The sequence below is a fragment of the Elioraea sp. genome, from assembly GCF_022842375.1.
Taxonomy (GTDB): Bacteria; Pseudomonadota; Alphaproteobacteria; order Acetobacterales; family Acetobacteraceae; genus Elioraea_A.
The window spans coordinates 18,220-38,143 of record NZ_JALHPR010000027.1 but is presented as its reverse complement, the minus strand read 5'-3'; the positions used below and the strand labels follow the sequence as shown (position 1 = coordinate 38,143).

The following is a 19,924-nucleotide window of genomic DNA, read 5'->3' as shown; positions in this document are numbered from 1 at the left end:
TGGATGCCCGTCCGATTCGCACACAGCATCTTGTGGTCGGGATGCCTGGCAGGAACGGTCCCGATTCGTTCGTGCGACTCGGGTCAGGTCATTCTTTGTTAAGCATTTGCACGCTAGCGTCCTCGCATGTCGTTCATCGTTCGTTCCTTCCGCTTCCGTAATCGTGCCGGGTTGGGCCTTTCCGGGCTGTTCGCAGCGCTGCTCTGGCTCGCCCCGGGCCACCTCCGCGCCGAGGAGGCCTCACCCGGCGCGCTTCTCGCAGGCCCTGTCCCCGCCACCCTCGTGCGGGTGATCGATGGCGACACGCTGGTGGTCCGCGCCCGGGTCTGGCTTGACCTTGAGGTGGTGACACGCGTCAGGCTCCGTGGCGTGAACGCGCCGGAACTCCGCTCACGCGACGAGGGCGAGCGCGAGCGCGCCCAGGCCGCCCGCGCCTTCATCGCCACCCTGGTCGACGGTGCGCCGCTTGTTCTCACGGCGATCGGGCAGGACAAGTATGGCGGTCGCGTCGTCGCCACCGTCACCGTCGCGGGCGAGGACCTCGCCGCCGCCCTGCTGTCCGAGGGCCACGGCCGACCGATGGGCCCCCGCGGACGCCGCGCGCCCGGCTGACCGCCCTTTCTGAACGGTGCGCGGCCGCGCTGCCGGCCCGAAACGATCCGCAACCGACGCATCATTCGAGCCTTGCTGTCGCACCGCAGCGCTGCGCCATTGCAGCAGCCCCGCACGCCCCCGCTGCGGCAGCCACACTGATGCGGCCGTCACCTTCCCGGGCGTGGCGGGGCAGCGGCGCGGCGAACGAGATCGCGCAGCCATAAGCCCGCCTTGTCGCGGCGCATTGCCGGCGACGACAGCATCAGCACCCGCCACTCCTCCACCGCGATCGGCAGCGGAAACTCCCCAACGCCTTGCCCCGCGAGCAGCGGTGCAAGCCGCGAGGGAACGGCGGCGACGAGGTCCGTCGCAGCGAGCAGAGCGGGCAGCGTCAGAAGGTGCGAGACGGAGAGGGCGACGCGCCGCTCACGCCCGCGTCTGGCCAGCACCTCGTCGATCTCGCCCCGCATGTCGCGCTGGAGGGTGAACAGCGCATGCGGGAAACCAAGCCAGGCATCGAGCGTGATCGGCGCGGCAAGCAGCGGGTGGCGCTGCCGCGCGATGCCGATGAACCGCTCGCGATAAAGGGTGGTGCTGACGAGGCGCGGCGCCGGGCGCTGGAATGTGCCGATCACGAGATCGGCCTCGCCACGATCCAGCAGCGTCGCCGCCTCGCGCTTGTCCGGCCCGACGATGCGGAGGTCGACGCCAGGCGCCTTGCGCCGGACGAGCGCGAGAATCGCGGGGCCGACGGCGAGGGTGACGCTGTCGGAGGCGGCGATCGTGAAGATGCGCGTCGCCGTGCGCGGATCGAAGGCGGCATCGCTGCCGAGCGTGGTGCGCAGCAATCCCAGCGCCTCGGCGATGCGGGGGCCCAACGCCTCTGCCCGCGGCGTCGGCTGCATCGCGGCCCCGACACGGACGAAGAGCTCATCGTCGAACAGCCGACGCAGGCGGGCGAGTGCGGCGCTCATCGCCGGCTGACCGATGCCCTGGCGCCGCGCCGCCGCCGTCACGCTGCGCTCGACGTAGACCGCCTCGAACGCGGCGAGCAGGTTGAGGTCAGGCAGGGTGTCAGGCATCGACTGTGTGCATGTTCTACATCGATTGCATCGATTGGTGTTCGCCGGACGGCGGGCAATGTGATGGTGGCGGCAGAGGGCCGTGCCATGCAAGGACAACCACACGATGACGATCTCGCGTCGCTCGCTCGCCGCAATCCCGTTCGCTGCCGCTGCCGTCTCGGCCTTCTCGTTCAGTGCACGTGCTCAAGGGCCGGCACCATCGGTGCGCCCGCTGCATACGCCAGGCGAGGGGGCGGTGAACACATGGCTGCTGATCGGCGGCGATGCGCTCACGATCGTCGATTGCCAGCGCACCGTGCCGGAAGCCGAGGCCCTGGTGACGGCCGTGCGCGGCCTCGGCCGCCGCGTCGAGGCGATCGTGCTGACGCATGAGCATCCGGATCATTCCGCTGGCCTGCAGGCCGTCTCGCGCGCCTTTCCAGGGGCACCCATCCTCGCCTCGGCGGCGACGGCGCGTGCGCTCGACGCCTCGAAGCCCGTGATGCTGCCGCTCATGCAGCGCATCTTCGGCGCCGCGGCGCCGACAGACTTTCCCGCGCCCACGCGCATCATCGCAGACGGCGAGAGCATCACGCTCGGCGGCCGCAGCTGGCGCATCGACGAGCATGGCGCAGGCGAGGCGCAGAGCATGACGGCGCTCTACGCCGCGGACGCGAACCTCCTGGTGGCGTCCGACATCGTCGGCAATCGCGTCACGCCCTACCTGCTTGACGGGCTGACAGGGCAATGGCTGACGCAGATCGAGCGCGTGCGGGCGCGCTACGGCCGCGGAACGATCGCGCTGCCGGGCCACGGCACGCCAGCCGCGCTCGCGCAGCTGGCCGCCGAGCAGGCGGACTATCTCTCCGCCTTCCGGGGCATGGTGCGCGACAGGCTGCGTGAGGGGGCGTGGACCGAGGCCGCACGCGCGCGAGTCGTCGCCGACGCAGAGGCTGCGTGGCCAGGCTGGCCCGTCGTCGTGCCCATCCCGACGCTGATTGCGCAGAACGCAGACGCGGTGGCACGGGAACTTGCGCGATGAGCGGCGTTGCGATCATCGCGGGCGCAGGCCCCGGCGTCGGGCTCGCCGTCGCCCGGCGCTTCGCGCGCGAAGGCTTCTCCCTCGGCCTGATCGCCCGGCGCGAGGGGCCGCTGCATGACGCGGCCGCTTCACTCGGCGTCCCCGTCACGGTCGTCGGCGCAGACCTCGCCGACCCCGATGCCGTGACGGCGGCGATCGCTGCGATCACCGCCGCGCAGGACCCAGCAACTGTGCTGGTCTACAACGCAGCCGGCGTCACCATGGGCCCGGCGATGGACATGGAACCGGCCGCCTTCGCCCGCGACCTCTCCGCCTCCGTCACCGGGGCCTTCGCCGCTTCGCGCAGCGTGTACCCCGCGATGCGCGCGGCAGGTCAAGGAACGATGCTATTCACCGGCGGCGGGCTCGCGCTGAACCCGCGCTACGGCGCGGGCGTCGCCTCGCTCACGGCGGGGAAGTCGGGGCTTCGCGGCCTTGTGCATGCGCTTGCCGAGGAGCTTCGGCCGGACGGCATCCATATCGCGACCGTGACGATCGCGGGAACGGTCGCCCCCGGCACCGCCTTCGATCCCGATACGATCGCGGAACGCTTCTGGGCAGTGCACCAGGAGCCGCAAGGAGAATGGACAGTCGAGACGGTGTTCACGGGCTGAGCGTCAGCCGCCAGGCAGCAGCGCGAACACCCCGAGCATCACGGCGACGGAGGCAGCGAGAACCGCGAGCACGCGCCAGAGCGGCGCGCCCGCGGTCGCTTCCGGCAGCATGTCGGCCAGCGCCATCCAGGCCATCGCGCCGGCGGCGAAGCCGAGCCCCGCGGGCAGGACCGGCTCGAACATGCGCACCGAGAGATAGGCCGGCACGGCCAGCAGCGGCTGCGGCAGGGAGGAGAACACGCTCCACCCCGCCGCGGCCCGCCACGACACGCCGCGCGGCACGAGAACGAGGCTGATGGCCAGCCCTTCGGGGATGTTGTGGATCGCCATCGCGATGGTGACGAACCAGCCGAGCGGCGCGCCGTCACCGAACGCGACGCCGACGCCGATCCCCTCGGCGGCGGAATGCAGCGTCATGATGCCGACGATCAGCAGCGCACGTTTCGCATCCGCACCGGAAAGCGCGCCGATGTCGAGATGCTCGAAGCGCGACAGGATCGCGTCGGAGAGGCGGATGAACAGCACGCCGCCCGTGCCGCCGAGCAAAGCCGCGAGCGGCCCGAGCCTGACACCTTCGAGCGCGAGCATGCCGGCCGCAGCGAGCATCAGCCCAGCGGCCGATGCATTGCCGAGGGCGATCCGCTGCGCGCTGATCCCACCCGGCCCGGCGAAGGCGAAGGGCACAGCGCCAAGCCCCGTGGCGAGCGCGGTCACGAATGCCGCGGCAAGGACGAGGGTGATTTCCATCACCGCCCAGACATCACGGCGTGGGGAAAAAGTCCAATTATATCAGATATTTGTGTCTGATACGCAGTCGCATCCCGACACTGCTATGATGAAGCGATGAGCGCCTTCCCCATCGTCATTCTCACCGGTGCTGGAATCAGCCGCGAGAGCGGGCTGGCCACCTTCCGCGACGCCGACGGCATCTGGGCCAGCGTGCGCATCGAGGATGTCGCCACACCCGAGGCCTTCGCGCGTGACCCCGCCCGCGTGCACGGGTTCTACAACGCCCGCCGCCGCGCCATCGCCGACCCTGCAATGGCGCCGAACGCGGCGCATCACGCTCTTGTGACGCTTGCGCGCGCCTGGCCAGCACCGGTGCTGGTGGTGACGCAGAACGTCGATGACCTGCACGACCGCGCGGGGCAGCCAGCGCTGATCCACATGCATGGTGAGCTCGCGAAGGTGCGCTGCACCGCCTGCGGCGCGGTGCATGCCTGGACCGATGATCTCTCGACCGACACGCCATGCCCTGCCTGCGGCGTGCGTGGCGGCATGCGGCCCCACATCGTCTGGTTCGGCGAGATGCCGATGGCGATGGACGACATCGGCGCTGCGCTGGACGCGTGCGGCCTGTTCGTCTCGATCGGCACGTCGGGCAATGTCTATCCCGCCGCGGGCTTCGTCGCCGAAGTGCGGGGCCGGGCGCGGACGGTCGAGCTCAACCTCGAACCGTCATCCGGAACGCGCCTGTTCGACGAGGCGATCCACGGACCCGCCACGGTCATCGTTCCCGCCTTCGTGCAGAGGCTGCTCGATGGCCTCTGATGCCTTCCTCGCGATGATCGCCGCGCTCAGGACCTGCCGCGCGTGCGATGACCTGCCGCTCGGGCCACGGCCGGTGTTCCAGCTCTCGCCCACCGCGCGGCTGCTGATCACCAGCCAGGCGCCGGGCACCAAGGCGCATCTCTCAGGCCTGCCGTTCGACGATCCGTCCGGCGAGCGGCTGCGCGACTGGCTCGGCCTCGACCGCGAGCGGTTCTATGACGGATCGCGCGTGGCGATCCTGCCCACCGGCCTCTGCTATCCCGGGCGCCAGCCGAAGGGGGGCGATGCACCACCGCGGCCACACTGCGCACCACTCTGGCACCCGCGCGTGCTGCCGCAGATGCCGGCGGTGAGGCTCAGGCTTCTCGTCGGCGGCTATGCGGTGCGCCTGGTGCTCGGGCGAGCCACGCGGCTCGAGGAGGCGGTGCGCAACCACGCGCGCCACCAGCCGCGGCACTTCCCGCTGCCGCACCCGTCCTGGCGGACACTGGTGTGGGAGAAGCGGAACCCCTGGTTCGCGGCGGAAGTGCTGCCCGCCCTCAAGCTGGCGGTGGCGCAAGCGCTGACGGAGTGACCGCCTCGCGCGGTGTGACGCGGACGACGACCTCGTTGCGGCGCAGGTTCGGGATCGTCCAGGGCGGGTCGTAGAACCACGCCTCGGGCTCGGACACAGGCGCCCAGGGGCCGGTGGCGAGCGCCGACATCAGGCGCGTCTTCTGCGCCGATACGGCATCGGGGCCGGTGGAGCCGCTGAAGCGCAGCACGGCGAAGGTCTCCTCCGGCACCATGACGATGCGTACCGACCCGTCACGCGGGCGCGGCAGCGTCTCGGCGGTGTATTCGGCCGGCATGAAGAAGCGGATGGTCCACGTGTCCGCCTCCTGGCGTGACTGGACCACCGGAACCGTCATCGCGATCTTCTCCGTCGGCGCCTGGGAAACCGGTGCCGTCATGGCGATCTTCGCGGCCGGTTCGTTGGCGCCGAAGATGTAGGAGGCCAGCGGGCGGAAGCCGTTGCTTCGCGCGGCCACCTCGTCGCCACCCACCGTCACCTCGGCGGCAAGGCGGGGGGCGTAGCGCCGCACCTCGGCCCCGTTGACGAGGCCGACCACGTCGTAGCGCGGCTCCTCCGTCCCGTCCCTCACGCCGACCACCGTGCAGGCGGAGGTGACGGCGGCGGCGGCAATCGCGGCAAGCCCGCCGAATGCGCGACGCAGCATCTCACTCCTCCCCCTCGAGTTTCGCGATCTCGTCATCGGAGAAGCCCACCTGGTGGGCGATCTCATGGATCAGCACGTTGCGCACCAGGGCGGGCAACGACACCTCCGTCTCGATCCACTCGGCCAGGATCGGCAGGCGATAGAGCAGGATGGCGGGCGGCACGGCGGAGGGGTGGCTCACGCTGCGCTCGGTCATCGGCACACCGCGCCACAGGCCGGTCAGGTCCCACGGGCTCTCGAGGCCAAGGTCGTCGAGCGTCTCGTCATCGGGCATGTCCTCGACGAGGATGTGAACACCGTCGAGGATGCCGGCGAGGTGGCGCGGCAGGCGCGCTGCCGCCCAGGCCAGCGCCTCGTCGGCCAGTGCAATGATCTCGCCCGTGCTGGGGGCCGTGGTGAATCGACGCATCCTCACCACATGGGCGGGGGAACGAGGGAGGACAAGCACATGGCGATCGCACGAGTGACCGAGGCTGAGCGCGCTGGCCTGGCGGCAGACCACCCGGCCTGGCGGATGGTCGAGGGAAGGGACGCGATCGCGCGCAGCTTCAGGTTCAAGGATTTCTCCGAGGCCTGGGGGTTCATGAGCCGCGTCGCGCTGCTGGCGGAAGCGCACGACCATCACCCCGAATGGTCGAATGTCTGGAACCGCGTGGAGATCGTCCTGACGACACATGACGCGGGCGGGCTTTCGGCGCGTGACCTCAGGCTTGCCGCGGCGATCGATGCGCTGATGACCTGACCATGATGGCTTGACGCGCATCCAGCCGTTCACGCTCGCGCAACCATCCTCCCGCATGCTCAGGCTGGCGCATCAGTCTGCGCAGCATTGGTCGAGGCGTTGACGTGAGCATCCAGGAGCATCGTCGGATCATTTTCGGCCTGCCCGCCCTGCGCGAGGCGATACAGAACCACATGCCGGACATTGCTCCTGCCATCGTCCCGCGAGGCGCTCAGGTGAAGAGCGTCGTGGTGTTCGCCGACCCCCTGCTCGCACGCATCCGGGTGATGCCGGAGGGAGCGAAGGACTTTACCGAGGCCGAGCTCAGCGCGCTGCATCTCGGAGCCGTGCTGATCCGCCGTTGCAGGGCAGTCGGCGTTCCGTTGCCGCGCCATGCCGGCAAGGCCCTCGAAGGCGACGCCAGCGGCGTCACCCTGCTCGTCAGGATCATTCACGAGGCGAAGGGGCATTCGCAGCTCTCGCCGCACCGTGTCGGCGCCTGAGGGCGAAGTCTCCGAAGCGTAAACCCTCGCTTAAGCCGAGCTTGCTCAGATGCATCGCCGGGCATGATCCGTGACCCGAGAGAGGCGTGCCATGATGTCACAAACCACCATCATCCTCGGCTTCCAGCCCGGCGGCCGCGCCGGCAACCAGGGGCGGGGGCGGTCCGGCGTCGCGCTGATGCTGGGCGACGGGGCGGTGGAGAGCGACGTGGTGCGCGGGGTCGACGAGGCCTTTGCCTGGTTCCGCGCACGCATCCCCGATGGCGCGGCGCCTGTTGGCGCCGGCATCGCCGCACCATTGTTCTGGGAAACCTCGGCGGGCGGGGCACGGCGGGCCGATACCTGGCTTCGTCGTGCGAGGCCCGAATTCGCCCGTGCCATCCGACCGCTCAACGCCGTGATGGGGGCGACGGTGATGCAGGGCATGGCGATGGCGCTCCGCCTCCGCGCCGCCTGGCCAGCCATCGGCCTGAACGAGACGCGCCCCGGGCCGCTGATGGCGACCTTCAGGGCCGATCCCGGCTTCGTCGGCTCAGCGCTCGCGGTGAGCGTCGCGCAATGGAGCGCGCTGAACGAGGGGGCGGAGGATCGCTCGGCCGCGCTGCTGTCGGCCTGGTGGACCGCCCGCTGCCTCGACGGCCCTGCGCCGCATGACCTGGCACTGCTGGCGCCCAAGGCGCTGATGCCGGCGGGGCAGGCGACGAGCTTCTGGCCGCTCGAACCCGCGCGCTGGCTGGCTGCGTGATGCTATAGTGCCGGGGCCATGATGTTGCCCCGGCCCGACGAGTGCTTCTGCCCGACGCCCACCCCGCTCCGCCCCGTGCGGTGGAACCGGCTTGCGGCCTCGCTCGTGGTGCTGCTCGCGATCATGCTTCTCATGATGTGGCTTGCACCCTCGGCGCGCGGCAGCGAGGCGGCCTGCGCCGCGGCGGCCGAAGCCGTGCTGCGCGACCATGGCGGGCGGGTGCTGCCGGAGGGATGGCGGGCGGACGGCGTGCGGACGGTCCGCGTGCTCGGCCCGCGCGATGCGGCCACGATGGACCATGACCCGGCCCGGCTGACAGTCCTGATCGATGACGCCCGCCGCGTGACGGGCGCGCGCTGCGGCTAGCGCCGCTTGAGCCTCAGCCGGGCTTCCGACCGCCCTGCCTTGTCTGGCGAGAAGCGCGCATGCGCGGTCTCGTTGGCGAGCGCCCGATCGGCCTGTGCCACGCCTTCCCGCCAGCGTGCGAAGGCTTCCTCATGATCGGTTTCCGGCTGTGCCTCGCCGCGCGCGACGGCGACGAACCGACGCTGCGCCGGCGTGGCAGGCGGTCGCGCGCCGGAGGCGAGCGCCTGGTAGAACGGCAGGTGGCGGCGGATCAGCGCCGCAAAGCGGGCCTCGTCCATGAGCGGGAGGATAACATGGGGCGAGCCGGGGGTGGCACAGTCGTCTGCATTCCTGGGGCGCGCATGGAGGCACCATTTGCAGCCCAAGAACCGTGGCAGCTATGGGGCGGCCTGGCGCTGCAATACGGTAGCGCATGACCGGCCCCTTGCCTTGCGTCGTGGATGAACCGTGGGCCGGCCTGGCCGCGCCTGACAGGCTGCGCGTGCTGCTTGCTCCCATCGATGGCGACGCGTCCGGTGACGTGCTGCGGCTGATCGCGCGTGCCCTCGAAGGGCAGGCGGGGTTCGACCTTCGCCAGGGCAGCACGCGCCTGCCGATGCGTACCGCGGTGATGACACCTGAGGCAGAGGCGCTCCTGACCGAGAGTGGCGCCGACCTCGTCATCTGGGGCCAACTCGCGGAGGGCGGCGCGGCGGTGATGCTCCGCTTTGCAGCCGGGCACGCGTCGTTCGACCTCACCGGCCACGCATGGCGGTTCGGACGCGAGGAGGCTCAGGCGGGCGACAGGGCGGAATTCGCTGCACAACTCCGGGCGCTGGCGGTGAGTATAGCGACCCCCGGACTGCTACGGCGCAACTCGCTCGCCGCGACCCTGCTGCCGCCCGTACTGCCCGTCCTTCGCGCCCTTGCCTCGGCTCCAGCGAGAGGTCGAGAGGTCGGGTCCATCACAGTGCTGCTTTGGATCACAGGGGTGACATTGACCGTTGCCGGGGATGCCATGCGCGACAAGGCACTGAATCAGGAGGCAGTGGACGTTCTCCGCCTCGCGATCGACGAGGTATCGCGAACCGGCGCGCCGGAGACCTGGGGCGCGCTGATGAATCATCTCGGCAACGCACTGCGCCGTCTCGCGCAAGCCGGCGATGCCACGGCGCTCAATGCCGCCATCGATGCCTATCGCCTGGCACTGTCGGTGCGCACGCGCGAGAGCGCGCCGCATGCCTGGGCGGCGACGCGCGCCAGCCTCGGGCGCGCGCTGGACCTGCTGGGGGAGAGCGGCGACGACCAGGCGTTGCGCGAGGCGGTGGATGCCTTCCGCGATGCGCTGGCCATCCGCACGCGCGACAGATCCGAGATCGACTGGGCGACCACGCAAATCGATCTGAGCAGAACGCTCCTGCTGCTCGCCGCAATGGGTGATGACCTGCTTTGGGATGATGCGCTCGAGACAGCACGCGCTGCGCGGAGCGTGCTTCCGCGCATGCGCGCGCCGCTGCTGTGGGCCATGGCCTCGTTGGCAGAGGGCAACGTTCTGTCGCTGATCGCGACCCCCGATGCGTATCGCGATGCGGTGGCTGCCTATCGCGGTGCACTGGAGGAACTCACCGCGGAGAGTGAGCCGCTGGAGTGGGCCGCGGCGCAGTACTCGCTCGCGCAGGCCCTGCGCGCCCTCGCCCGGCAGGGAGATGCCGACGCACTGGCGGATGCCGTGGCTGCCCATCGCTCCGCCCTTCTCGGATATACGCGTGAACACACACCCTCGGACTGGGCGCTGACACAAGAGCAGCTTGGCGACACCCTCGCCGAGCAGGGTCGGCGGGGAGAGGTCAACGCATTGCGGGCTGCCGCCGCTGCCTATCGCGAGGCCCTTGCGGTGTTAACGCGCGAGCAGTCGATCGATGAATGGCTGGCGCTGCAGGAAAAGCTTGGGGACGTTCTGCATCTGATCGGCACGCATGGAGACAGTGAAGCACTTGTGGGCGCGGCAACTGCGTATCGGGAGATGCTGCAGGCGTACGAACCCGATGGGCTCGGCTGGGCGATGATTCAGTACACGCTCGGAACCGTGCTTCTGACGCTTGGCCACCACGGCGACCTGGAGGCCCTTCGCAACGCCATCGACACGTTCGAGCGAGCGGTCTCTGTCTTCGTCCGTGATCCGGAGGAGGACGAGAGCGTCGCGCGGACCGAGCGCAAGCTCGCAGAGGCACGGCAGCTCATCCGTCGGCACTGACGAGGCCCGGGCATCATCCCGACAATCGCCACCGCACTACTGACGATGCGGCGCTCCTGGGCTTATCCTGGGAACGCAGTCGTCATCGTGATCGCAGCATTGGAGGGTGACCATGCGTCCTTCCGCATTGACCACGGACATTGCCCTCCGGCGCGTTGCCGAGCGTTATCGAACGGCGCTGGTAAGGACTGCCCGGATCGAGAACCCTGACGCATGGGCCGCCCTGCAGGATGATCTCGGCGCAGCGTTGACAATCCTCGGCGAGCGCGGCGACGACGTCGCCCTCCGTGAGGCCGTCGCCGCGTTTCGAGATGCACTGAAGGTCCGTACGCGCAAGCGTGACCCGTGCGAATGGGCCACGACACAAAACAACCTCGGTAATGCGCTCCTGACGCTAGGCCAGCGCGGCGACGATGCGGCAATCCGCGACGCCATCGCGGCGTACCGCAACGCGGCGATGGAGAACAACCGGAAGCGCAACCCGCTCGACTGGGCCAACACACAGAACAACATTGGCAACGCGCTCCTCACCCTCGCGAAACGCGGCGACGACGCGGCTCTGCATGATGCCATCACGGCATACCGCCGGGCGCTGAAAGAGCACACCCGCGGGCGCGCCGCGCGCGCCTGGGCGATGACGCAGACCAACCTCGGCAACGCCCTCCTGACCCTCGGCCAACGCGGCGACAACGCAGCCCTGCGAGATGCCATCACCGCCTATTGCGAGGCGGCGAAGGAGCTTACGCGCGAGCGTGCGCCGCTCGACTGGGCCGCAATTCAGAACAACCTCGGTGTCGCATACCAAGCGCTCGCCAAACGCGGCGACAACGCACCCCTCCTCGACGCCATCACGGCGTTTCGCGCCGCCCTTGAGGAGCGCACCCGCAGGCGGGCTCCGCTCTACTGGGCCGCAACACAGCACAACCTCGGCAACGCCCTCCGGGTGCTCGGCGAACGGGGTAACGTCGCGGCTCTTCACGACGCTGTCACCACCTATCGCGCTGCATTGGAGGAGCGCACCCGAGAGCGGACACCGCTTGGCTATGCCCAGACCCAGTGCGAGCTTGGCAACGCTCTCCAAGCGCTCGGCGAGCGAGGGCACGACGAGGCGCTCCCCGCTTCCATCGCCGCCTATACGAACGCGCTGGCCGCACTCCGGGCATGCGGCGTACCGGCCTACGTCGCGGAAGCCAAGCGCAGCCTTGCCCGTGCCCGAAGACTACTCCGCGGGCGCTGAGCCCTACCCCGCCCGGTTCGCCACCAGGTCCTGCACCACGGTCGGATCAGCGAGCGTTGACGTATCGCCCAGCGCGTCCGTCTCGTTCGCGGCGATCTTGCGCAGGATGCGACGCATGATCTTGCCAGACCGCGTCTTGGGCAGGCCGGGCGCCCACTGGATCACGTCGGGCGAGGCGATGGGCCCGATCTCCTTCCGCACCCAGGCAACGAGCTCCTTGCGCAGCTCCTCTGTCGGCTCGATGCCCGTCTTCAGCGTCACGTAGCAGTAGATGCCCTGGCCCTTCAGGTCATGCGGCATGCCCACCACGGCGGCCTCGGCCACTTTCGGGTTGGCGACCAGCGCGCTCTCGATCTCGGCCGTGCCCATGCGGTGGCCCGAGACGTTCAGCACATCATCGACGCGGCCGGTGATCCACCAATACCCATCCGCATCGCGGCGGGCGCCGTCACCGGTGAAGTACATGCCGGGATAGGTGGAGAAGTAGGTCTGGATGAACCGCTCATGGTCGCCGAACACGGTGCGCATCTGGCCGGGCCAGCTGTCGGTGATGCAAAGATTGCCCTCCGTCGCGCCCTCGAGCAGTGCGCCGTTGGCATCGACGAGCACGGGCTTCACGCCAGGCAGCGGCAGGGTGGCGGAGCCGGGCTTCTGGTCCACCGCGCCAGGCAACGGCGAGATGAGGATGCCGCCCGTCTCGGTCTGCCACCACGTGTCGACCACCGGGCAACGCTCATCACCCACCGTGCGGTAGTACCAGAGCCAGGCTTCGGGGTTGATCGGCTCGCCCACGCTGCCGAGGATGCGGAGGGAGGCGCGCGAGGCCTTCCGCACCGGCGCCTCGCCCTCGCGCATCAGCGCGCGGATCGCCGTGGGTGCGGTGTAGAAGATGTTCACCTGGTGCTTGTCCACCACCTCCCAGAAGCGCGAGACGGTGGGGTAGTTCGGCACGCCCTCGAACATCAGCGTGATCGCGCCGTTCGCGAGAGGTCCGTACACGATGTAGGTGTGGCCGGTGACCCAGCCGACATCGGCCGTGCACCAGTAGACCTCGCCCGGCTTGTAGTCGAACACGAGCTCATGGGTGAGCGAGGCCCACACCATGTAGCCGCCGGTGGTGTGCAGCACGCCCTTGGGCTTTCCGGTCGAGCCCGAGGTGTAGAGGATGAACAGCGGATCCTCGGCCCCCATCGGCGCCGGCTCATGCTTCGGCGAAGCTGCGGCGCAGACCTCGTGGTACCAATGGTCGCGGCCAGCCTGCATCGGCACGTCGCTGCCAGTCCGCTTGACGACGATGACGTCCTTGATCGTCGGGCAGTGCTTCAGCGCTGCATCGGCATTGGTCTTCAGCGCCACCTTGCGGCCGCCGCGCAACCCCTCGTCGGCGGTGATCAGCAGCGTCGAGGCGCAATCCTCGATCCGCCCGTGCAGGCTTTCGGGCGAGAACCCGCCGAACACGACGGAGTGGATCGCGCCCACCCGCGCGCAGGCGAGCATCGCCACGGCGGCCTCGGGGATCATCGGCAGGTAGATCGTGACCCGGTCGCCCTTCTTCACGCCGAGCGACGTCATGGCGTTGGCCAGCCGGCACACGCGCTCGTGCAGGTCACCGTAGGTGATGTGTGCGCTCTCGGCCGGGTTGTCGCCTTCCCAGATGATCGCGGTCTGGTTCGCGCGTGCGGGCAGGTGACGGTCGAGGCACTGGGCGGAGGCGTTCAGCACCCCATCCTCGTACCAGCGGATCGTGACGTCGCCGGTGAAGGAGACGTTCTTGATCTTCGTCGGCGGCGTCATCCAGGCGAGGCGCTTCGCCTCGTTCGCCCAGAACGCGTCCGGATCGGCGGCCTCGGCAGCGACCATGGCCTTGTAGCCAGCGGCATCGACATGCGCCCCAGCCGCGATCGCGGACTTGATGGGGATGAGCGTCTCGCCCTGCTTGGCGGTCGCTGTGTCTGGCATGGTCGTCCCTTCCCTCCTGGCCCTTTGCGGCGCGGCATCGATCAGCCGCAGGCTTTCCGCCGCACTCGGCGCCGTCCCGCGATTCTGCGGAACGATGGCCCCGCGTCCCTTCAAAGAGCAAGGGGTGCGTGCACGGCGCATGATGCCCGCCATCCACAACCGCGATACCGGCTCACACGCAAAGGTTGAAATGTTCCGAAGGCGGGACAAATTTCTTGACCGTGTTCACCATAATGACAAGGCTCGGACAGAGCCGGCGTGGACCGGTTCCATCCGTCGGGGGACGATCGATGATCGAGACGAATGTTGTGGCGCGCGCGGCATTCCGTGTTGTGCTGGTTGCCAGTACGGCATTGCTGCCGGTTCCGGCGCTGGCCGCCGCCGTCACCTGGAACAACACGGCCCTCGGCGACTGGTTTAACCCCGCGAACTGGCTCGGCGGCGTGCCGACGACAGCCGATGACGCCACCGTCAACAACGGCGGCACGGCGGCGGCGAGCGGCCTGGTCACGCCCTCGGCACGGTCGCTGTTCATCGGTTCGGGGAACGCGGCGGTGCAAACCGGCGCCGTGACCGTGACCGGGCTCGATCTCCAGATCGGCAATGTTTTCAACGCACTGCGCGTCGGCGCGGCGGGTTCAGGGGCCACCGCCACAGGCACGCTCAACGTCAGCGGCTCCGTGCTCGGCTTGTCGGCGGGGTCGGCGTTCAGTGCCTTCGTCGTCGGCTCCGCGGCCGGTGCTGGCGCTGTTGGGACCGGTACCATGGCCGTCAGCGGCGATGTCATCGCCGCGAACGGCGCTGTCGGCATCGCGTCCACGGCTGCCGCGGGCGGCAGCAGCGCCTCCGGCACGCTCACGGTCGGCGGCAACGTGACCGGGCTTGCCAATGTCGGCACGGTCTTCGGACAGCCTGGCGACGCCGCCTCGACGGCGGCCGGCAGCGTCACCATTGGCGGCAATGCAACAGTTGGGCAAAGCGGCTTCCTGGTCGTCGGCCAGGGTCTTCAAGCGGCATCGGCGGCCACCGGAACCGTCAGCATCGGCGGCACCCTGGCCACGACCAGCAGTGGTTCGTGGGCGATTGGCAACGGAGCTGCCGCAACCGGCACTGGAAGCGTCTCGGCAGGGGCGGTGGACACGACCGCACAGGCCCTCAGCGCGCTTTTCGTCGGCACTGCGGCCAACGGCGGCACTGGCACGGGGGTGCTCACCCTCGGCACCGGCACGCTCACGGTTGCCGGGAACGCCAGCATCGGCACGGCGCAGATCGACCTGGGCGGGACGGCGAATGGCACCGTCACGCTCGGCGGTAGCCTCGCTGCTACCGGCTCGAACCGGGTGCTGCGTGTGGGTGAGGCGGCAAGCAGCAGCCTGTTCGCGCCGGGCACGGGGTCAGCCACCGGCGCGCTCACGGCCGCGGGCGTGTCCGGCTTCCGCATCATCGATATCGGCCGCGGGGCCGCCAACCAGGGCCAGGATGTCATCGCCTCCGGCACGGCGACGATCGGGGCCGGCGGCATCGTGAACGCCGGTGATCCCGGCGGCGTCCTGCGCATCGGCACCGCGGAGGGCCTGCTGAACAATGGCGGTGCGGTCGCCCCCGGCCCTGTCGTCACGGGCACGGCCACGGTGGCCGGCAACGTGCGGGGCTACAATGTCGTCGAGATCGGCACCGCCGAACTGACAGGCAGTGCGCGCGGCAACCTCGCGGTGACGGGTGGGACCATCGACACTGGCCTGCTGACCGTCGGCACGGTGCTGCGGTCGAACGTGGTCATCCCCAACGGCGCGGTGGATGCAGAGGGCAGCCTCACCGTCACCAACGGTGCGATCTCGGCGGAGATCGTGCGCATCGGAATTGGCTCATTCTCCGGCCCTCTGGTCGCAACCGACCAGGCCGTCGGCACCGCGACGCTGAGCGGGTCGAGCCTGACGACGTCGTTTCTCGAGATCGGCGTGCTCGGCGGCCAGGGCAGCCTGCTGGTGAGCGGGGCCCCCGTTCCCCCCAATGGCCAGCCCGTCAACGGCATCACTGCCAACAGCGTCCTCGTCGGGTCGGATGGGCTGTCGGGCAACGGCAGCGGCGTGCTGACACTGCAGAACGCCGCCCTCACGGTCAGTGCCGCACCGGGGTTCGCCGGCTCGATGGCCGTCGGCCTCAATGGCGGCGACGGCACGGTGCTGGCGACGGCGAGCAGCATCGGCGTCGCGGGGGCGCTGTCGATCGGAACGTCGTCGTTCGACGCGACGTCCCGGGCGCGGATGGCGCTCGAGGCCAGCACGCTCACGGTCGGCGGCGGCCTCGGCATCGGCTCCTTCCAGCCCGGCAGCCGCGCCGAACTCGCGCTTGCCGACAGCACGGCCACGGTCGGGGGCAACATGCGCGTCGGGTTGAGCGCCAATGGCGGCCAGCTGTTCGGCGAGGCGCTGCTCTCGCTCGACCAGAGCCTGCTGGACATCGCCGGCAACCTCACGATGGATATCGGCGCCGAGACCTGGTTCGGCATCGGCGGCACGACGCGGGGCCTCGGCGGCTATGGCGCGATCGATGCGCTCTCGGCCGTGCTCGATGGGCTGATCACCGTCGATTTCGCCGGGCTCGCTGATTTCGACCTCGCGAGCTTCATGTTCGACCTGATCGTGACGGAGGAGGGGATCACCAGTGACTTTGACGCCGTCACCCTGCTCAACCTGCCCACCGGCTATCTCGCGAGCTTTGGCATCACCGGCGACGGCGACATCTGGCGGGTGACGCTGACGCAGGCGACGGCGGTGCCGGAGCCCGGTGCGATCGTCCTGCTGCTCGCCGGGCTGGCGGGGCTGACGCTGGTGATGCGCCGCCGCCAAACCTGATCAGCCCCACGTGATCAGTGCCGCGCGGCGAACCACCACACCGCGAGTGCTACCGGCACCCAGCCCAGCACCCAGGCATCGGCGAAGCGCAGGAGCGCCATCGCCGCCTCTGCCTGGGCGCGGAACTGGTCGGCGACCACGAGCACGAGATAGGCGAGCGCCGTGGCCGCCAGCGCTGCGGCGGGCCCGCGCATCGGCCGGCCCCGCGCGCGCTGCACGAGAACCGTGATGCCGAGCGCGAGCGCGATCCCGGCCATCAGCATCAGCGCCATGAAGCCTGTCGGAAGACCGTTGACGCTGCTCATGTCCTCGTCCCTGTCATGGTGCGTCGGGGTCGACCAGCACCACCCCATCCTCGATGCGGAACGGGATCGGCGCGATCGCCTCGCCGATGCAGGGACCCTTGATGCACATCCCGTCCTCGATGCGGAACACCGCGCCATGGGTGCCGCAGAGGATGTGCTCCCCCCTCGCGTCGAGGAACCTGTCGGGCGCCCAGTTCAGCGGCACGCCGATATGCGGGCAGGCATTCTCATAGACCACCACAGCCTCGCCGCGGCGGATCGCGAACAGTCCTGAGTAGGAGCCCGGCGAGGGCGGGAATTCCCGCGCACCGCCATCGGGGATGTCATCGAGCCGGCAGAGGGGGCGCCAGGCAGGTGGCTCGCCGCTCACGCCGCCTTCAGCCCTCCCATGCGGCAGATCGCCTTCCACTCAGCCGCCGAGACCGGCTGGACGGACAGCCGGCTCAGCCGCACGAGCGCGATCTCGGCGAGCGAGGCTTCCGCCTTGATGGCCGCCAGCGTCACGGGCTTGGGCATCGGGGCGACGGCCTTCATGTCGACCGACACCCAGGGCGAGCCTTCCTCGGCCGTCGGGTCTGGGAAGGCCTCGCGCACCACCTCGACGACGCCCACCACCTCCTTGCCGATGTTGGAGTGATAGAAGAACGCCCTGTCGCCGCGCTTCATGGCCAGGAGGTTCAACTTTGCGCTGTGGTTCCTGACGCCCGTCCATGGCGTCACGCCATCGGCGAGCTGCTGGTCCCAGGAATAGGCATCGGGTTCGGATTTCACGAGCCAGTAGGCCATCCGCGACGCTCCCCCATCCCTCTGAGCCCGTTCGAGAATTCGCTGCCGTGAGTCGGATGGCGATGCTCCCGAGAACCGGCGCGCAGCGGCCTTGAGGCCGTGAGAACCGGAAGCGCAGGAAGCAAAGCCAGACGGCCCCAAGATTCGTTCTGCGGCAGTAGAATTATCGGATGGGCTCAGCCGGCGATCTGCTGCCCGTCCTTGAACACGATCCGCATCGGGCGGACCACCACGCTCTCGAACAGCCCGGCCTTCGCATAGGGGTCGGCCATGATGAAGGCCTCCGCCGTGGCCCGGTCGGGCATGTCGATGACGTAGAGGCTGCCGCGCGGCTTGCCCTCGCCGTCGAGCACCGGGCCGACGACGATGAACTTCTCCTGGTTCGCCTTGAGATACTCGAGATGCGTCGGCCGCGTGGCCATGCGCAGGTCGATGCTGTCGGGCTTGTCCACGCATTGGATGGTGAAGTGCATTCCATCTCTCCTTCGGGGGGGCAGGGTTGACGTCTGTGTGGGTCGCTTGTGCCACGCGTCCGGTTTCCCTTCAAACCCCAGGGAAGTGCCCATATGCTGTGTCACGACAGATGGACGGGACGCCAGCACCCATACCCGGTCGGGGGAATGCCCTGCACCGCTTCGCCAATCCTGGCCGCTTCATGCGGTTCTCGGGCGCGGTGCTGCCGTGGCTGGCGCTTGCCGGCCTCTCGCTCTCCGTCATCGGGCTCGGCTGGGGCCTCGTCCTCGCGCCGCGCGACTGGCAGCAGGGCGACACGGTGCGCATCATGTTCATCCACGTGCCGGCGGCCTGGATGGCGATGGGCGGCTATGTCGGGCTTGCCATCGCCTCATTCGTGGGCCTCGTCTGGCGACACCCGCTGGCCGACATTTCCGCCCGCGGCATCGCGCCGATCGGCGCTGTGTTCACCGCCATCTGCCTGATCACCGGCAGCCTCTGGGGCAAGCCGATGTGGGGTACCTGGTGGGTGTGGGATGCGCGCCTCACCTCGGTGCTCGTGCTGTTCTTCCTCTATCTCGGGCACATCGCGCTTTCCAATGCCTTCGACGACATCGAGCGTGCGGCCAGGCCGGCCGCGATCCTCGCGCTGATCGGGGCGGTGAACGTGCCGATCATCAAGTTCAGCGTCGACTGGTGGAACACACTGCACCAGCCAGCCTCCGTCACGCGCATCGGCGCGCCGGGCATTCATGTCGACATCCTCCAGCCGCTGCTCGTCACCGCAATGGGCTTCCTGTTCGTGTTTGCCGCGCTGGCGTTGCTGCGAACGCGCGCCGGCATCCTCGAGCGGCGCGCACGCGCGCTGATGGCCGCCCGGGCGGCCGAGCCCGCCGCAGCCGCGGCGACGGTGACGGCATGATCGACAGCGGATTCTGGGCCATGGGCGGGCATGCCGCCTATGTCTGGCCCTCCTATGCCATCGGCGTCGGGCTCATCGTCGCCCTCGCCGTCGCCTCATGGCGCGGCTACATCGCGGCGCGCGACGACGTCGCCAGGCTGGAGGCGGAGAGCCCGCGTCGCCGCAGGGGACAACAGGGGTCATGACGCGCAAGCGACGGCGGCTGTGGATCGTGATGCTCTGCGCGCTGGGCCTCGGCACGGCGACGGCGCTGACGCTGACGGCGTTCGAGGACAACCTTGTCTTCTTCCACTCGCCATCCGATCTGGCAGCGAAACAGATCCCGCCCGGCCGCAACATCCGCATCGGCGGGCTGGTCGAGACAGGCTCGGTCGACCGTGCGACGACCGGCGACGGTCAACTGCAGATCGGGTTCCGGGTGAGCGATGGCGCGGCCTCGCTCCGCGTCACCTATACGGGCATCCTGCCCGACCTGTTCCGGGAGGGGCAGGGCGTTGTGGCCGAGGGCGCGCTGACGCCCGAAGGAACGTTCCGCGCGCGCCAGGTCCTGGCCCGCCATGACGAGACCTACATGCCGCCGGAGGTGGCCGATGCGCTGAAGCGCAGCGGGCACTGGCAGCCCGGAGAACCGCCGCCGCCGGCGCGCGACTGGAACACCCTGCGCCCGAACGCAGCCACCCCGGCCGGCGCCGGCACAGCACGGATGACGAACTGA

General features: G+C 69.5%; 25 protein-coding genes. 15 read left to right on the top strand and 10 right to left on the bottom strand.

The genetic code is table 11. The features are described 5' to 3' along the window. Positions 1-126 precede the first annotated feature (126 nt). Positions 127-612, top strand: coding sequence for a thermonuclease family protein (locus Q0C38_RS18750; RefSeq protein WP_291298651.1), 486 nt, complete (start codon positions 127-129; stop codon positions 610-612). Positions 613-761: 149 nt separating this feature from the next. On the opposite strand, the gene Q0C38_RS18745 is transcribed toward Q0C38_RS18750, so the two are convergent. Continuing rightward, entirely contained in the window at positions 762-1,676 is a 915-nt protein-coding gene (locus Q0C38_RS18745) for a LysR family transcriptional regulator (RefSeq protein WP_291298650.1), read from the bottom strand. 106 nt (positions 1,677-1,782) lie between these two features. Here Q0C38_RS18745 and Q0C38_RS18740 point away from each other — a divergent pair, with 106 nt between their 5' ends. Continuing rightward, positions 1,783-2,700 carry an MBL fold metallo-hydrolase gene (locus Q0C38_RS18740; RefSeq protein WP_291298649.1) on the top strand — a complete coding sequence of 306 codons (918 nt, stop codon included), beginning with the start codon at positions 1,783-1,785 and terminating at the stop codon, positions 2,698-2,700. Then, positions 2,697-3,353, top strand: coding sequence for an SDR family NAD(P)-dependent oxidoreductase (locus tag Q0C38_RS18735; RefSeq protein WP_291298648.1), 657 nt, complete (start codon positions 2,697-2,699; stop codon positions 3,351-3,353). The genes Q0C38_RS18740 and Q0C38_RS18735 overlap by 4 nt, the downstream gene beginning before the upstream one ends. Positions 3,354-3,356: 3 nt before the next feature. On the opposite strand, the gene Q0C38_RS18730 is transcribed toward Q0C38_RS18735, so the two are convergent. Continuing rightward, positions 3,357-4,100, bottom strand: coding sequence for a ZIP family metal transporter (locus Q0C38_RS18730; RefSeq protein ID WP_291298647.1), 744 nt, complete (start codon positions 4,098-4,100; stop codon positions 3,357-3,359). A gap of 96 nt (positions 4,101-4,196) precedes the next feature. Between Q0C38_RS18730 and Q0C38_RS18725 the strand changes: the two genes are divergently transcribed. Beyond that, positions 4,197-4,904 carry an NAD-dependent deacylase gene (locus Q0C38_RS18725; protein WP_291298646.1) on the top strand — a complete coding sequence of 236 codons (708 nt, stop codon included), beginning with the start codon at positions 4,197-4,199 and terminating at the stop codon, positions 4,902-4,904. Then, positions 4,894-5,478, top strand: a complete 585-nt coding sequence (locus Q0C38_RS18720) for a uracil-DNA glycosylase family protein (protein WP_291298645.1) — start codon at positions 4,894-4,896, stop codon at positions 5,476-5,478. Before Q0C38_RS18725 ends, Q0C38_RS18720 begins: the two co-directional genes overlap by 11 nt. On the opposite strand, the gene Q0C38_RS18715 is transcribed toward Q0C38_RS18720, so the two are convergent. Next, on the bottom strand, positions 5,444-6,124 hold the full coding sequence (locus Q0C38_RS18715) for a heme-binding protein (RefSeq protein WP_291298644.1): 681 nt from the start codon (positions 6,122-6,124) through the stop codon (positions 5,444-5,446). The two genes, Q0C38_RS18720 and Q0C38_RS18715, sit on opposite strands and share 35 nt — an antisense overlap. Position 6,125: 1 nt before the next feature. Continuing rightward, entirely contained in the window at positions 6,126-6,533 is a 408-nt protein-coding gene (locus Q0C38_RS18710; RefSeq protein ID WP_291298643.1) for a metallopeptidase family protein, read from the bottom strand. Between the two features lie 39 nt (positions 6,534-6,572). Here Q0C38_RS18710 and Q0C38_RS18705 point away from each other — a divergent pair, with 39 nt between their 5' ends. The 4 genes from Q0C38_RS18705 to Q0C38_RS18690 all read left to right on the top strand — a co-directional run bounded on the left by Q0C38_RS18705 (position 6,573) and on the right by Q0C38_RS18690 (position 8,459). Further along, positions 6,573-6,866 carry a 4a-hydroxytetrahydrobiopterin dehydratase gene (locus tag Q0C38_RS18705; RefSeq protein ID WP_291298642.1) on the top strand — a complete coding sequence of 98 codons (294 nt, stop codon included), beginning with the start codon at positions 6,573-6,575 and terminating at the stop codon, positions 6,864-6,866. A 104-nt stretch (positions 6,867-6,970) separates the two neighbouring features. Further along, entirely contained in the window at positions 6,971-7,348 is a 378-nt protein-coding gene (locus Q0C38_RS18700; RefSeq protein ID WP_291298641.1) for a hypothetical protein, read from the top strand. Between the two features lie 94 nt (positions 7,349-7,442). Next, entirely contained in the window at positions 7,443-8,093 is a 651-nt protein-coding gene (locus tag Q0C38_RS18695) for a hypothetical protein (RefSeq protein WP_291298640.1), read from the top strand. Between the two features lie 18 nt (positions 8,094-8,111). Beyond that, positions 8,112-8,459 carry an I78 family peptidase inhibitor gene (locus tag Q0C38_RS18690; RefSeq protein ID WP_291298639.1) on the top strand — a complete coding sequence of 116 codons (348 nt, stop codon included), beginning with the start codon at positions 8,112-8,114 and terminating at the stop codon, positions 8,457-8,459. Here the strand turns inward: Q0C38_RS18690 and Q0C38_RS18685 are convergent. Then, entirely contained in the window at positions 8,456-8,737 is a 282-nt protein-coding gene (locus Q0C38_RS18685; protein WP_291298638.1) for a hypothetical protein, read from the bottom strand. The two genes, Q0C38_RS18690 and Q0C38_RS18685, sit on opposite strands and share 4 nt — an antisense overlap. A 158-nt stretch (positions 8,738-8,895) precedes the next feature. Here Q0C38_RS18685 and Q0C38_RS18680 point away from each other — a divergent pair, with 158 nt between their 5' ends. Both Q0C38_RS18680 and Q0C38_RS18675 read left to right on the top strand, forming a co-directional pair. Continuing rightward, positions 8,896-10,692 carry a hypothetical protein gene (locus Q0C38_RS18680; RefSeq protein ID WP_291298637.1) on the top strand — a complete coding sequence of 599 codons (1,797 nt, stop codon included), beginning with the start codon at positions 8,896-8,898 and terminating at the stop codon, positions 10,690-10,692. Positions 10,693-10,819: 127 nt separating this feature from the next. Further along, a complete protein-coding gene (locus tag Q0C38_RS18675) occupies positions 10,820-11,929 on the top strand; it encodes a tetratricopeptide repeat protein (RefSeq protein WP_291298636.1) in 1,110 nt (369 codons plus the stop codon). A gap of 3 nt (positions 11,930-11,932) precedes the next feature. Here the strand turns inward: Q0C38_RS18675 and acs are convergent, their stop codons facing one another. Continuing rightward, positions 11,933-13,888, bottom strand: a complete 1,956-nt coding sequence (acs, locus tag Q0C38_RS18670) for an acetate--CoA ligase (RefSeq protein WP_291298635.1) — start codon at positions 13,886-13,888, stop codon at positions 11,933-11,935. A gap of 290 nt (positions 13,889-14,178) precedes the next feature. Between acs and Q0C38_RS18665 the strand changes: the two genes are divergently transcribed. After that, complete coding sequence (locus Q0C38_RS18665) at positions 14,179-16,743, top strand: PEP-CTERM sorting domain-containing protein (protein WP_291298634.1); 2,565 nt, start codon at positions 14,179-14,181, stop codon at positions 16,741-16,743. 14 nt (positions 16,744-16,757) lie between these two features. Here the strand turns inward: Q0C38_RS18665 and Q0C38_RS18660 are convergent, their stop codons facing one another. The 4 genes from Q0C38_RS18660 to Q0C38_RS18645 form a co-directional block, all read right to left on the bottom strand. Continuing rightward, entirely contained in the window at positions 16,758-17,048 is a 291-nt protein-coding gene (locus Q0C38_RS18660) for a hypothetical protein (protein ID WP_291298633.1), read from the bottom strand. Positions 17,049-17,061: 13 nt separating this feature from the next. Continuing rightward, entirely contained in the window at positions 17,062-17,418 is a 357-nt protein-coding gene (locus Q0C38_RS18655; protein ID WP_291298632.1) for a Rieske (2Fe-2S) protein, read from the bottom strand. Beyond that, entirely contained in the window at positions 17,415-17,834 is a 420-nt protein-coding gene (locus Q0C38_RS18650; RefSeq protein ID WP_291298631.1) for an EVE domain-containing protein, read from the bottom strand. Before Q0C38_RS18650 ends, Q0C38_RS18655 begins: the two co-directional genes overlap by 4 nt. A 176-nt stretch (positions 17,835-18,010) precedes the next feature. Next, positions 18,011-18,307, bottom strand: a complete 297-nt coding sequence (locus tag Q0C38_RS18645; protein WP_291298630.1) for a YciI family protein — start codon at positions 18,305-18,307, stop codon at positions 18,011-18,013. Positions 18,308-18,417: 110 nt separating this feature from the next. Here Q0C38_RS18645 and Q0C38_RS18640 point away from each other — a divergent pair, with 110 nt between their 5' ends. The 3 genes from Q0C38_RS18640 to ccmE are packed head-to-tail and all read left to right on the top strand — an operon-like array spanning position 18,418 to position 19,924. Beyond that, positions 18,418-19,209, top strand: a complete 792-nt coding sequence (locus tag Q0C38_RS18640) for a heme ABC transporter permease (RefSeq protein WP_291298629.1) — start codon at positions 18,418-18,420, stop codon at positions 19,207-19,209. Further along, positions 19,206-19,394: a heme exporter protein CcmD gene (gene ccmD / locus Q0C38_RS18635; RefSeq protein ID WP_291298628.1), complete on the top strand. Its 189-nt coding sequence runs from the start codon at positions 19,206-19,208 to the stop codon at positions 19,392-19,394. The genes Q0C38_RS18640 and ccmD overlap by 4 nt, the downstream gene beginning before the upstream one ends. Then, positions 19,391-19,924, top strand: a complete 534-nt coding sequence (gene ccmE, locus Q0C38_RS18630; protein WP_291298627.1) for a cytochrome c maturation protein CcmE — start codon at positions 19,391-19,393, stop codon at positions 19,922-19,924. The genes ccmD and ccmE overlap by 4 nt, the downstream gene beginning before the upstream one ends.

Coding starts and splice junctions, on each gene's coding strand:
- ccmE (WP_291298627.1), top strand. CDS start 19,391: ATGACGCGCAAGCGACGGCGGCTGTGGATCGTGATGCTCTGCGCGCTG.
- Q0C38_RS18740 (WP_291298649.1), top strand. CDS start 1,783: ATGACGATCTCGCGTCGCTCGCTCGCCGCAATCCCGTTCGCTGCCGCT.
- Q0C38_RS18640 (WP_291298629.1), top strand. CDS start 18,418: ATGGACGGGACGCCAGCACCCATACCCGGTCGGGGGAATGCCCTGCAC.
- Q0C38_RS18705 (WP_291298642.1), top strand. CDS start 6,573: ATGGCGATCGCACGAGTGACCGAGGCTGAGCGCGCTGGCCTGGCGGCA.
- Q0C38_RS18720 (WP_291298645.1), top strand. CDS start 4,894: ATGGCCTCTGATGCCTTCCTCGCGATGATCGCCGCGCTCAGGACCTGC.
- Q0C38_RS18685 (WP_291298638.1), bottom strand. CDS start 8,737: ATGGACGAGGCCCGCTTTGCGGCGCTGATCCGCCGCCACCTGCCGTTC.
- Q0C38_RS18735 (WP_291298648.1), top strand. CDS start 2,697: ATGAGCGGCGTTGCGATCATCGCGGGCGCAGGCCCCGGCGTCGGGCTC.
- Q0C38_RS18695 (WP_291298640.1), top strand. CDS start 7,443: ATGTCACAAACCACCATCATCCTCGGCTTCCAGCCCGGCGGCCGCGCC.
- Q0C38_RS18645 (WP_291298630.1), bottom strand. CDS start 18,307: ATGCACTTCACCATCCAATGCGTGGACAAGCCCGACAGCATCGACCTG.
- Q0C38_RS18725 (WP_291298646.1), top strand. CDS start 4,197: ATGAGCGCCTTCCCCATCGTCATTCTCACCGGTGCTGGAATCAGCCGC.
- Q0C38_RS18650 (WP_291298631.1), bottom strand. CDS start 17,834: ATGGCCTACTGGCTCGTGAAATCCGAACCCGATGCCTATTCCTGGGAC.
- acs (WP_291298635.1), bottom strand. CDS start 13,888: ATGCCAGACACAGCGACCGCCAAGCAGGGCGAGACGCTCATCCCCATC.
- Q0C38_RS18750 (WP_291298651.1), top strand. CDS start 127: ATGTCGTTCATCGTTCGTTCCTTCCGCTTCCGTAATCGTGCCGGGTTG.
- Q0C38_RS18660 (WP_291298633.1), bottom strand. CDS start 17,048: ATGAGCAGCGTCAACGGTCTTCCGACAGGCTTCATGGCGCTGATGCTG.
- Q0C38_RS18710 (WP_291298643.1), bottom strand. CDS start 6,533: ATGCGTCGATTCACCACGGCCCCCAGCACGGGCGAGATCATTGCACTG.
- Q0C38_RS18665 (WP_291298634.1), top strand. CDS start 14,179: ATGATCGAGACGAATGTTGTGGCGCGCGCGGCATTCCGTGTTGTGCTG.
- Q0C38_RS18730 (WP_291298647.1), bottom strand. CDS start 4,100: ATGGAAATCACCCTCGTCCTTGCCGCGGCATTCGTGACCGCGCTCGCC.
- Q0C38_RS18745 (WP_291298650.1), bottom strand. CDS start 1,676: ATGCCTGACACCCTGCCTGACCTCAACCTGCTCGCCGCGTTCGAGGCG.
- Q0C38_RS18715 (WP_291298644.1), bottom strand. CDS start 6,124: ATGCTGCGTCGCGCATTCGGCGGGCTTGCCGCGATTGCCGCCGCCGCC.
- ccmD (WP_291298628.1), top strand. CDS start 19,206: ATGATCGACAGCGGATTCTGGGCCATGGGCGGGCATGCCGCCTATGTC.
- Q0C38_RS18690 (WP_291298639.1), top strand. CDS start 8,112: ATGATGTTGCCCCGGCCCGACGAGTGCTTCTGCCCGACGCCCACCCCG.